General features: G+C 49.1%; 13 protein-coding genes. 2 read left to right on the top strand and 11 right to left on the bottom strand.

The window, feature by feature from the left end; translation table 11 throughout:
* Nucleotides 1-156 precede the first annotated feature (156 nt).
* From ACLR2L_RS04855 to ACLR2L_RS04840, 4 genes are read right to left on the bottom strand one after another with little or no spacing between them, the layout of a single operon-like run.
* Nucleotides 157-834 (bottom strand): GNA1162 family protein, encoded by a 678-nt coding sequence (locus tag ACLR2L_RS04855; RefSeq protein ID WP_413366188.1) that lies wholly within the window; start codon nt 832-834, stop codon nt 157-159.
* Nucleotides 831-1,196 carry a DUF4810 domain-containing protein gene (locus ACLR2L_RS04850; protein WP_413366218.1) on the bottom strand — a complete coding sequence of 122 codons (366 nt, stop codon included), beginning with the start codon at nt 1,194-1,196 and terminating at the stop codon, nt 831-833. Before ACLR2L_RS04850 ends, ACLR2L_RS04855 begins: the two co-directional genes overlap by 4 nt.
* Complete coding sequence (locus tag ACLR2L_RS04845; protein WP_413366186.1) at nt 1,196-1,519, bottom strand: hypothetical protein; 324 nt, start codon at nt 1,517-1,519, stop codon at nt 1,196-1,198. Before ACLR2L_RS04845 ends, ACLR2L_RS04850 begins: the two co-directional genes overlap by 1 nt.
* Nucleotides 1,516-2,481: a CsgG/HfaB family protein gene (locus ACLR2L_RS04840; protein ID WP_140958275.1), complete on the bottom strand. Its 966-nt coding sequence runs from the start codon at nt 2,479-2,481 to the stop codon at nt 1,516-1,518. Before ACLR2L_RS04840 ends, ACLR2L_RS04845 begins: the two co-directional genes overlap by 4 nt.
* Nucleotides 2,482-2,642: 161 nt before the next feature.
* Between ACLR2L_RS04840 and ACLR2L_RS04835 the strand changes: the two genes are divergently transcribed.
* Both ACLR2L_RS04835 and ACLR2L_RS04830 read left to right on the top strand, forming a co-directional pair.
* Nucleotides 2,643-3,017, top strand: a complete 375-nt coding sequence (locus tag ACLR2L_RS04835; protein WP_413366183.1) for a VOC family protein — start codon at nt 2,643-2,645, stop codon at nt 3,015-3,017.
* A gap of 105 nt (nt 3,018-3,122) precedes the next feature.
* A complete protein-coding gene (locus tag ACLR2L_RS04830) occupies nt 3,123-3,452 on the top strand; it encodes a YkgJ family cysteine cluster protein (protein ID WP_413366181.1) in 330 nt (109 codons plus the stop codon).
* Nucleotides 3,453-3,465: 13 nt separating this feature from the next.
* Here ACLR2L_RS04830 and ACLR2L_RS04825 read toward each other — a convergent pair whose 3' ends face one another.
* The 7 genes from ACLR2L_RS04825 to ACLR2L_RS04795 form a co-directional block, all read right to left on the bottom strand.
* Nucleotides 3,466-4,965, bottom strand: a complete 1,500-nt coding sequence (locus ACLR2L_RS04825) for an ATP-binding cassette domain-containing protein (RefSeq protein WP_413366179.1) — start codon at nt 4,963-4,965, stop codon at nt 3,466-3,468.
* Nucleotides 4,962-6,596: an ATP-binding cassette domain-containing protein gene (locus ACLR2L_RS04820; protein WP_413366177.1), complete on the bottom strand. Its 1,635-nt coding sequence runs from the start codon at nt 6,594-6,596 to the stop codon at nt 4,962-4,964. Before ACLR2L_RS04820 ends, ACLR2L_RS04825 begins: the two co-directional genes overlap by 4 nt.
* Nucleotides 6,593-6,706: a cytochrome bd-I oxidase subunit CydX gene (gene cydX / locus ACLR2L_RS04815; protein WP_140958280.1), complete on the bottom strand. Its 114-nt coding sequence runs from the start codon at nt 6,704-6,706 to the stop codon at nt 6,593-6,595. The genes ACLR2L_RS04820 and cydX overlap by 4 nt, the downstream gene beginning before the upstream one ends.
* Before the next feature lie 11 nt (nt 6,707-6,717).
* Nucleotides 6,718-7,854, bottom strand: a complete 1,137-nt coding sequence (gene cydB, locus ACLR2L_RS04810; RefSeq protein ID WP_413366174.1) for a cytochrome d ubiquinol oxidase subunit II — start codon at nt 7,852-7,854, stop codon at nt 6,718-6,720.
* The gene (locus ACLR2L_RS04805) at nt 7,851-9,425 is read right to left on the bottom strand and encodes a cytochrome ubiquinol oxidase subunit I (RefSeq protein ID WP_413366172.1); all 1,575 of its coding nucleotides are present in this window, start codon (nt 9,423-9,425) and stop codon (nt 7,851-7,853) included. Before ACLR2L_RS04805 ends, cydB begins: the two co-directional genes overlap by 4 nt.
* A 385-nt stretch (nt 9,426-9,810) precedes the next feature.
* The gene (locus ACLR2L_RS04800) at nt 9,811-10,392 is read right to left on the bottom strand and encodes a DUF3365 domain-containing protein (protein WP_413366170.1); all 582 of its coding nucleotides are present in this window, start codon (nt 10,390-10,392) and stop codon (nt 9,811-9,813) included.
* Nucleotides 10,382-11,671 (bottom strand): NAD(P)/FAD-dependent oxidoreductase, encoded by a 1,290-nt coding sequence (locus ACLR2L_RS04795; protein WP_413366167.1) that lies wholly within the window; start codon nt 11,669-11,671, stop codon nt 10,382-10,384. The genes ACLR2L_RS04800 and ACLR2L_RS04795 overlap by 11 nt, the downstream gene beginning before the upstream one ends.
* Nucleotides 11,672-11,703: the final 32 nt, after the last annotated feature.

The following is an 11,703-nucleotide window of genomic DNA, read 5'->3' as shown; positions in this document are numbered from 1 at the left end:
ACACTCTTGCCCGTTAATAAATGACATTTTGTGAATAACTAACAGAATACAGAGCAAGAGGTTTGCCAGAGTTGTACTGGGAAGGCAATAACGGCGTGTGCAACGGCGAGGGCAATAATGTCAGGTAAGGCGCCGAGACCCTACCTGACGGGTATATTAGCGGTCAATTTCCAGCCCGGCAGGACTAACTGGTTCAGCCCCATCCAGCTTATGCTGTGGATGATACGGACCTACCGGTAATTGATGGATAGCACCACCATTCACATCTCTGGCTAAATCAATGTATTTGGTTAGCGCGGTATTCAGTGCAGTTGCAATAATGTTTACCAGCAAATCATTAGAATTACCCGAGGTTTCCACATTCAGCGTTCGCGCCTGAGACCAGATGGTTTGCGACGTCGTAGTTGAGACCAGCGTAAAATCCAGCCCTACAGACACATTTCCGCCTGTGATGTAGTAACTGGTGTCCCAGCGCACAATAGTAACGAACAACACTGCATCGGCCCCAAACAACGTTTGAAAACGCGAGACAGGAATATCTCGCAGTTGCGAACCATCGGTGATGCCCTGCTGTTGAAACAGTTGCTCAACAATCGGTACTGGCATAACGTAATAGCCCGCTTCTGCCAGTGGTGGTAATACTGTAGTGGCGTACAATACGGGGGCATCTGCTGCGGTAGTATGATTCACCGCAGGTACAACCAGAATACTCCTGATATTCTCTTCGTACATCAACGGATAAGCATCCCTTTTGGTGTATTGCTGGGCAGTAGATTCACACCCCTGCAACAGAACTAACGCCAATGCAGCAATAACAAGATTCAGTGCTTTCATTCGTTCCCCCCTTTTGGGGCCATTTGCGCACTTAAACGCTCAACGAGTGTCGCTGACTCAGGATAGAGCGCCAGCTCCGACGCCAAATATTGATTACCTCGACCTGGACGATCGTCTTCAAATTCCATCATAGCCAGTTCTACATAGATGCCAGGCGGCACCCGTTTTTGGCGCTTTTCTGACTCAATGATAATAGTAAGAAGACTTTCTTTTAACTCCGCGCGAGTTTCTGCGGTGGGTGTTCTTTTATAGGCATAAGACGCCTCTGAGTAATTGCCAAAATAATAAAGTGAGTGTGTATTTACACACCCGCTTAACATTACTACAGCAATTACCAGAACAAAAGGTGCTCTGGATAGCATCACGGTATGCGCACCTCGAAGACATTGCCGTTAGACACATAAATCTTGCGCTTTACCATGGTTTGTCCAGCTTTCACCAACTCTACTACATGGGTGCCGCTAGACACTGAAAACTGTGTTGCCAGTTCTCCATTTAACGTGAACGATTCTACGTTAGCTAGAGGAATCGGCTGACCATCAATACTTAACGCATAGCCTTCCAAAGAGCCAAGGAGTTGGATCACGGCTTTATCGTCTACCTGAGTGGCTTGCTGGAACTGACTACTGCAGCCCGACATAACAACGAACGCCATAATCAGGCTCACATATTTCAGAAACTTCATAGTGCTGACTCCTCTTCACGCACGCGATAATCCGTTAAACGCTCACCGTTTATATTGCCGCTCACCAGTTTACACAGTGACATTTCGTTGTTGCCACTGCCCATAAAACTCACTACTTCAATGGTGGCTGTTTCTGTAGCTGGTAATTCCATATTCATACCGGTCTGGGGATTTTTAACCAGTTTGCCTGGCATCACTACGGTAAATTGCTGGCCGGCTTTTACACCTTGAGACTTACCGCCCGTCATCAACCACTGGCCATTGTGCTCACCCACCAGATACGCCTGCCATGGAGCATCGAGCAGATTTTCCATTACGTTGCTTACCAGCTTAGAAATTGCCGCCGAAATAGCTCGATCATCCAAGCTGGTGTCGTAGCCCGCCGTTTGGCCTACTCCCAACACCTGGTTGGCTTCGCTTTGCGCTTTACCGGTCGCTTCTTCTGAATACACGATTTCGCCGGTACGGGTGTTAACCAATCGCACGTTTACCGTAGCAGTAGCAACCTGAATACGGTTGCGGCTAAATACGCCTACTTCACTTTCATTACTGCGGCCAAATTCAGACACCGAGCCCACAATAATGTAATCAGCACCTACGTCTTCCAACGCTTCACCATCCAATTTGGCCTCTTTCATTACATCAGCCATTGCATCGCGTTCAAGCATGATGAACTTTTGCGTTGCCGTAAGGCGGCTGGCCAGAATATCTGATGCTTGTTTGCCAAGACGATTTCCCTGGTTATCCACCAAAAAATTATTAGCTCTGGTAGTTTCATCAGAAAAACGAGTAATCGCGACCACGCGCTTTAACCCCAGTTGTTCTTCCTGAAATACAGGGCTAATTTGCGGCGCGGGCGCCGGAGTTGGGTTAACGACACCGCGGGTTGCACTGGTACATCCGCCTAATGCGGTTACCGAAAGCAAGCCGGCAATCAACAACCTGTTAGAGTACTTCCTCATGTAAATTTTCCTATTAATACCAGATGGATACATTAAATACGTTAGCACACTCATGCCATACATAAGAATCTGCATTTGTAAAAAAGTGTAGCCTAACGTATAAATTTTTGTGCAGCAGCTACACTGTAAATCGATAGTAGTGAAAGAAGAGTGAACGGAAGATGAACAATCCCATTGGTTGGTTTGAAATATATGTTGATGATATGTCGCGGGCCAAAGCGTTTTATGAAACCGTATTCTGTGTGAACCTCGCCAGTATAGTCGACCCGTCAGATGGTTTTGCCATGTTTGGATTTCCCTCCCATATGGAAAGCTACGGCAGTTCCGGCGCGCTAGTGTGTACTCCATCAGTAAAAGCCGGAAACAACAGTACCGTAGTGTATTTTTCCTGCGAAGATTGCGCAACCGAAGGAGCCCGTGTTACGGATGCTGGTGGTTTTGTAATACGCCAAAAATTCGCTATTGGCGAGTATGGTTTTGTAACGCTTGCCAAAGACACAGAAGGTAACCTGATAGGCCTGCACTCATTAAAATAAACCACTGTTAAATAAGAATTTATTTTAATTCTCACAAATTCAGGCGAATGGCATAATCCGCATCTTAAGCAATGCTGATACTGTTTCAGTGTATATGGAGGAATTATGCTTTCTTGCGTCAATTGCGGCGCGTGTTGCGCAAATTTTCGCGTATCTTTTTATTGGTCTGAAGCGGACCCTTTTACGGCTGGCACCGTACCCGCAGAATTGACTGAAAAAATTTCACCTACTCGGGTAGCCATGGCCGGCACCAATCAACCCAAACCCCGTTGCGTGGCTCTGCAAGGGGAAGTGGGTAAAGAGGTCTCTTGTGGCATCTATCCGCAGCGTTCATCTACCTGCCGGGAATTTGAAGCAGGTTCAGTTGAATGCTTAAAAGCCCGTGTAAAGTACGGCATTGGCATTGAAGAACAAATCCCCGTTGTGGCTGCATAGCAGCCACAATCCATTACACTTTAATGTGATGTAATGGTTCAACGCCGTCAGGTATGACATGACTGGCAATCACAATCAGTCTGCAATTTGCCTGAGACTCAATCAGCGCCATCAAACTACTGATGGCGTTAAGATCCAGCCCCTCAAAAGGCTCATCCACCAACCACATAGTTCCGTTGTGCAACATTGCCCTGGCGATATTCAGGCGTTTTCGCTCACCACCAGACAACTGCCTGCCACCAGGCCCCAGCCACTCGCCCAGTTCAACTAAGTGCGATAAGCCCACTTCAATCAATACCGTTGAAAGTTCAGTGTCTCTGAATGCCTTACCCAAACACAAATTGTGTTTTAGGGTAGCCGCCAACACCATGGGCTGCTGCTCCAGATAGAGCCAGCCTGGCACCAAGCCCGAAGGCAATATGTTGTTTGCACACATACGTTCCCCGTTGCTTTTCTCCACTCCAGCAATAGCCTGCAGTAGCTGTGATTTACCCGCACCGCTTGGCCCGGTAACCCACACGATGCCATTCACAGGTAGCTCAGCATTTATACATTGTTCGGGCAGATTCGCCGATCTGAAATTACAAAGTGTGACTGCGCCTTCAACAGGTGGTCCCGGTAACAAGGTTAACGAACCACTGGGTAACGTGTTAAGTTTCCGATTACCCTGAACGGCTTTATTCAGCGCAGGCTGAGTATTATAGCTTCTGCCCAGCCAGTCTCCGGCACTGAGCAAGAGCATAGGCACAATCAATAACAAGGGCTCAGCCTTTCCTGGATTTGGGTGAGTGTGAATCAATGCCAGAAATGCGGCGAGCAACAGCAGCCATGCAACGCCTTGAAACACCCATTGAGCTTGCAATACCCGCTTCTGAAGCAGCATATTCGCTCGCCAACATGCGATTGCTTTGGGCATCATATCTAACAATGACGCACCCGGCTTGATATGCCAGATTGGCGCAGCAGCCAGCTGGGCTTCGGAATGCTGCCGAAACGCATATTCCCATCTGGCAATCTCTTCTGCATAAGTAAGCCCTAACAAACACAGTATTGCCATCACAATTAGCCACGAGACAGCCAGTATCCATACCCAGCCCCCTAGCGGTACATTCAGCCACCATAAACCGATGCACGACATCAATAGCATCATAACAGCCGAAGCCTGCTGAGATACCCAACCTACCCACAAGGCTGCAACTGCTTCGGTATGGGAAGCCAGCGCTTCAACTTCCTCACTACGCGAGTGGATTTTTTGTGATTGTAGCCGGGCAAACAATGTTAATCGCAAGCTGGCGGTCAGTCCCAGCAAATGTTGGTGCCCCACCCACATGTGCGCATAACCGCTGCCGATTCGAAGTAATGCCAGAGCCCTGATTACCACAGCGGGTAACATGTAGTTAAATCCGGGGGCAGCAATCGCACACGCCGCAATAAACCAGGACGATACAATCAGGATTGCCAGCCCGGCCAGACTGTGAAATATAGCTAAAGCCACAGTGAGAAAAGCCATCATTGCCCTGCTACCTTGCCTGTTATAACCGTGCCATTGATTACCTGCCAGTGCTGTGTAAACCAATCTTGTGGAAGGGATTTATGCGACACCCACAGCACCGCTTTATGCGCAGACAGACGCAGGATAAGTTCACTTAATGCCCTATGTTGTTCAGCCGGCAAATGTGCCGTAGGCTCATCTAATAACCATACTGGTGCATCGCTGAGTAATAGCCGTGCCAACGCTAAGCGCTGAGCCTGTCCGCCTGAGATAGCGGGTGTTTCATGTAGCGCAGTATCAAGTTGTTTGGGTAATGCACGTACCCATTCATCCAGTTCCACCTGCGCCAGTACAGCCCACAGCAAAGAGGTACTATAAACCTGTTGATAATTGAGATTGTCGCGTACAGTGGCGGGTAGCAGCACCGGTTGCTGTGTCAGCATGGCAATTTTACATGGCAGCGCATAGCCAGCCGGATATTGACCCGCCAGCGCCTGTAAAAGCAGTGTTTTGCCGCTACCAGAAGCACCGGTTATGGCCACTTTATCTTTGGCAGCCAAATGCAAGTCTGCCGCCGACACACGTCCTTGCTCATCCTGCAATGAAAAGTACTGAGTTTCTTCAAACTCTATGGATTTGTTTACCGCCGCATTAAACGCCTCTTGAGGAATATGAGCCACCCAGTTGGCCAGGCTGATCTGTGCGGATTCCGCTTCGGCTTTTTGATGGTAAAACTGCCCTAAGGCTTTGAGCTCCGAGAATAGTAATGGTGCAGTAAGCAATAGCCATAAACCATAGTGCAAGGTTAGCACTGGCCCAATGGCAAATTCCCCCAGCAGGGTAAAACCAATAAACACTGCCACCAGTGCCACAGCTACGGTGGAAAAGAAATCCAGCACCGTATTCGACAAAAAGGCCACCCCCACTACTTTCATAGTGCGATCATTCAGGTCATCGCTGGCTTGTTTAAGCAACGCAAGCTCACTGCCATGCGCGCGATAGGTTGCAAGCAGCGGCAAGGCTTTTAGTCGGTCGGTAAACAAACTGCCCAGGCGGGTAAGGGCAGTAAAGTGCTTTCGCTGTTGTGCCGCCGCACCTTTGCCTACTATCACCATAAATAACGGCACAATGGGCAGCGTAACCAGCAAGCAAAGGGCAATCAGCCAATTCACCATAAATAGGCCAACCAATGCTATCACCGGTGCCAGTACAGCCACGTATTGCTGTACCTGATAGTCGTAACGCCAGTTTGCCAAAGCAGGAAGGTGATGCAGCCACACCGACTGCCAGTAGTAGGAACTTTGTTGCCCCACCATGGCCATTTGGCCAATTGCCAAATGCTGAGCAAAGCGGCTTTCGAGTTCGTTAAGTAACTGTGTTTTGGCTTCCAGCGTACGTCGGTTAGCTTCTCCCTGTAGCAACCAGGCCATGAGCAAGGCAACAGACAACCCTATCCAATCGGCCATTGTTGGTAACACCGTCAACACCACCAGCGTATGCATCATATGGGCAAACAGCCAGAAGGCCGCAATCATGATCACAATGCGGCAGGTTTTTATGCCCACTAATGTGTACAGGGTGCTGCGCGAAGCAACACCCTGTGTTTCTACTGTGGCGCGAAACCACGCTGTAAGCGTTTGCGTACCGTTCACTGGTCTTCTTCAGGGCGATCCATGTTTTCGGTAGATTCTAACCACATGGCGTTTATGATGCCAAATGAACAGGCGAGCAATACGCCTAAAATCCAGGTGAAATACCACATACTGAATCTCCTTAGTAAATCGCGTGAGACGAATCAAGGTCGCTGTTTTTCACGCGACCACGCATAACGTAAAACCCGTAAGCGGTGTATCCCAGCACAATAGGCACAAAGATACAGGCTACGCCGAACATGATTTTCAGTGTCAGTAAGCTTGAGGTAGCATCCCACACCGTGAGACTGGCCGCTGGCATTGTGATACTTGGCATGAGGAACGGGAACATAGAGAACCCGGCTGTCAGGATCACACCGGTTAGCATGGCTGAACTACTCACAAACGCCCAGCCGCCTTTGCCCGCTTTCGAGAACACAGCACACGATAATCCACCCGCTATACCCAGCACCGGCGCAACAATCATCCACGGATACTTACCATAGTTGTTTAACCATGCCCCGGCTTCCATTACGACGGCTTTTTTCAGCGGATTGGACGTTGCTGCCGTATCAACCACAGACGTGATCACAAAGCCGTCGATACCAAACGCTACCCATATGCCGGCCAGCACAAATAGCACCACAGTAATCAGAGACAACATCACTGATACCGCTCTTGCACGCACCTGAATAAAACTATCGGTTTTCATTTGCAGCCAGGCAGCACCGTGGTTAAGCAACATCGCCACCGACACTAACCCGGTTAGCAGGGCAAACGGGGTTAGCAAACCAAAGAATGAGCCGGTATAGGTAGCTTTGAGCGTATTATCCAACTCAAAAGGTACGCCCAGTAGTAAGTTGCCAAACGCCACACCAAAAATGAGCGACGGGACGACGCCAGACACAAACAACGCCCAGTCCCAGCTTGAGCGCCAGCGCTTATCGGGTAGCTTGCTGCGAAAATCAAAGCCTAACGGGCGCATCCATAGCGCAATAAGTGTTAACGCAAGTGCCAGGTAGAAGCCGGAAAATGCGGTAGCGTAAATCATCGGCCAAGCCGCAAAAATAGCGCCACCGGCGGTAATAAACCACACCTGGTTGCCGTCCCAGTGCGGGCCAATTGTGTTAATCATCACCCGGCGCTCATCGTCGGTTTTGCCAATCAGCGTAAGCAGCGCGCCTACGCCTAAATCAAAGCCATCGGTAATGGCGAAGCCAATCAGCAGTACGCCAACCAGTACCCACCAAATTACCCGTAATACTTCATAGTCAATCATGCGTTTGCTCCTTTAATGCCCAGACCCATTGAGCTATCCAGCTCAGCTTTATCTTCCGGTGGAACTGGCCCTTGTTTGGCGTATTTCTTCATCAAATAGAAACCAATGATGAACATGGCGGTGTAGAACAAGGTGTAAGCAACCAGCGTAGTCACAACATCTGACACACTCAGGTTAGATACCGCTGTATGGACCGGCAGTACTTCTGCGATCGACCAGGGCTGACGACCATATTCAGCCACAAACCAACCGGCTTCTGATGCAATCCAGGGCAAAGGCAGGCTCCATAGTGCGGCTTTTAATAGCCAGCGGGGCTTAGTGATCTGGTGTTTAGTGCTGTAATAGAACGCGCAGATAAACAGAGCGAGCATCAAAAAGCCCGCAACCACCATCATGCGAAAGCTATAGAACAATGGCGCAACGGGCGGAATGCTGTAATCAACGGCTTTTTCCAGTGCTTCCGGGGTAGGCTGGGTAATGTCATCAGTAAACGGCTCCAACAATAAAGCGTAACCGATGTCATCTTTATTGCGTTCAAACATCGCCAGTTCAGCTTCACTTGCCGTGCCCTCGCGCACTTTATCCAGTTGCTTGTAGGCTTGTACGCCTGCCAGAATACGTACGCGGTGAATTTCTTTCAGATCCTTAAGACCCATCACCTCTTCATCCAGCGAGCGAGTGGCAATAATACCCATTGCCCACGGGATCTGAATGGCATAATCGGTATGCTCTGTTTCATCATTGGGCACACCAAACAGGGTGAAAGGTGCAGGCGCTGGGTGCGTGTCATATTCCGCTTCAACCGCCGCCAATTTTACTTTCTGCACATCTCCTAATTCGTAGCCACTTTCGTCGCCCAGCACAATTACCGACAGCACAGACGCCAAACCAAAGCTCGCCGCAATAGCGAATGAACGACGCGCAAAGGCTATATGCTTGTGCTTTAACAGGTAATAGCTGGATATCGCCAGCACAAATATAGCGCCGGTTACATAACCCGCGGAAACAGTATGCACAAACTTAACCTGGGCAACCGGATTGAAAATCACCTCTGAAAAGCTGGTCATTTCCATACGCATGGCTTCTGTATTGAACTCGGCGCCTACCGGGTGTTGCATCCAGCCATTGGCAATCAGGATCCACAGTGCCGAGAAATTCGATCCTAACGCCACCAGCCAGGTCGCCATCAGATGTTTCACTTTCGACATTTTGTCCCAGCCAAAGAAAAACAGGCCAACAAAGGTAGACTCAAGGAAGAACGCCATTAAACCTTCTATTGCCAGTGGCGCACCAAAGATGTCACCCACGTAATGAGAATAGTAGGACCAGTTCATACCAAACTGGAATTCCATAGTAAGGCCAGTAGCCACACCAATGGCAAAGTTAATACCAAACAACTTTCCCCAAAACTGGGTCATTTGTTTGTAGATCTCTTTACCGGTCATTACATAAACAGACTCCATGATGGCCAGTAAAAAGGTCATCCCCAGCGTAAGGGGTACAAAAATAAAGTGGAACATTGCTGTTAACGCAAACTGTAACCGCGATAGTTCTATCAACGTATCGCTCATGGGACACTCTCCTTCGAAAATAAAAACTTAATCTTTACCTGTGTCTTTGAGTAACTGCATAACCTGAGCCAAACTTAAAAAACGAACTAACACACTGAAAATGAAACAATAATTTTATTTTAAAATTAACATTACAGGTTTTGGATTGGCATTTGGCTAGTATGACTGACAAAAATGACATCGGCCGGTCAAATATGGCACTACTCTGATTTTGCATAGTCTGGGCAGCTTAGCTGTGATTGGTAGCAAGCTAATTGACCACAATCAAATGAAACCGCGACAGAAATAAAAAGTCGGACGGCAAGACTGGCATTAAGCCTGGGAAAACGAAGTTAAGTAAGGGCCAGGCTCTCACCTGTCCCTGCTAATCAACAGCACCAATAAACTACTCACGTTGATAGTGAAGTGTAAACGCGCCGCGTAGCTGACCGTCCTCAAACCCGGTTGCCTGATCTTCAGGATAATGCACCTGTAAGGTTTGTGATACGTCGGGGGTTAACTGCGCACCGTGGCAATTCAGGCACACCGCTTGTGTTACGATAGGCTGCATATAGCGCCATTCAGCCAGATCTGTTCCTGTGTTAGCCTGAGCGGCCTGCATGGGCGCTCCACCGTTCGCCAAAGCGTTTTCCATTGCAATGAGTGCCTCTGTTTCCCAGCCGTCTGGTGCATTGTTAGGATTGCGCACCTTCAGCGAGGTTCTGCCTACCTGCCAACCATTTACACTGTATTTAGCAGCCAACTGAGGGGCCAGTTCCTTACACACCCTGATGCCTTCAGTAAGACCGCCCTGCTTAATTGCCGCCTGCAGCGCCTGCTTGAGTTCCGCCCCCAATGCCATGGATTTCACTCTGGCCTCGTCAATGAACTCAGCTTCACTCAGGGTTTCAGCTAACGCTATACTCCCAATCGTGTAAGCGCTGAATACTGCCCCCAACACCCACAACGTCGCTACTTTATTTGTCATGGCCATCCTGCTCCAATCGTTCAATGCCCAGCGCTTTTAGCACGTACTTCTCATAAACAGGTTCACTGGTGCCGGTTTTCATTTTGCGCATAAAATATTTTTCGAACGCGATTTTGGCCAGGTGCACCCATTTACCTTGCTTGAACCAGGTCACATTGCGCGGTGGAATTTGTGGCATGGCCACAAAGGCAGCGCCCGTATCACCCATATCAGCCAGACAGATAGCATGCCAGGTGCCTTTTGCTGTTGGAGGCTTGTTGTCCACAATAACGCTTTTCAGGTTGTGCGCAATCGCGGTCATCATGGTTTCAATCATGTAGCCGGTTTTGGGCGTGCCGGTAGGTACCGGCGTGGATTCAACCGGGGGAATGGCAACGCAAACGCCACCCGAGAAAATATTCGGGTACTTAGGTGAGCGCTGATGCTCATCGGTGATCACAAACCCTTTGGGATTACACAGCCCCTCCACGTTAGCCACCGCGGGTACACCACCGAAGGGCGGAATTAACATGGAATGGTTGAACACCTCTTCGTAGGTAAAATCCACCTCACCCTTGCGGTTTAGTTCACTGATATGCATTACACCGTCGGTCACTTTGTCGACCCGGGCATTACATATCCACTTAATGTTGCGGTTGCGCAGTTCAGATTCCAGCATGGATTTGGAATCTCCTACTCCCCCTAAGCCGAGATGACCAATATAAGGCTCGCTGGTTACGTAGGTAATGGGCACCTTATGGCGAATTTTCGCATCGCGTAGGGCTTTATCCAGAATAAAGGCATATTCGTAAGCCGGACCGAAACAACTGGCTCCCTGAAACGCGCCGACGATCGCAGGGCCGGGATTAGCCACCAGCTTTTCAAAGTCGTTATAACAATGCTGGGCGTGATCCAACGTACACACAGATTGCGTGAAGCCATCCGGTCCGGCGCCTTCGATGGCATCGAATGCCAGCCTTGGGCCGGTTGCAATGATCAGGTAGTCGTAACTGATTTCCTCACCTTCAGAGGAAATCAGCACATTCGCATTTGGATCTATCTTGTCGATACGGGCGCATTTAAATCCAATGTTTTTCTTATTAAGGTACTTTTCAATGGGCATGGTTACGGCGCTACTTTCGCGCCAGCCAACTGCAACCCAGGGGTTCGACGGCACAAAGCGAAATTCCTCGCGCTCGTTCACCATCAATACTTCATGCTCTTTACCCAATGCTTCTTTTACTTCGTATGCTGCGGGCATACCACCTGTCCCAGCACCTAACACCACCACTTTAGCCATAATCGCTCTCTTTGTTTTTGCAGGCCGGGCTT

Source organism: Alteromonas sp. AMM-1 (assembly GCF_047290655.1).
Taxonomy (GTDB): domain Bacteria; phylum Pseudomonadota; class Gammaproteobacteria; order Enterobacterales; family Alteromonadaceae; genus Alteromonas; species Alteromonas mangrovi.
The sequence above is the reverse complement of the archived record's forward strand: the minus strand, read 5'-3'. Positions and strand labels throughout refer to the sequence as shown.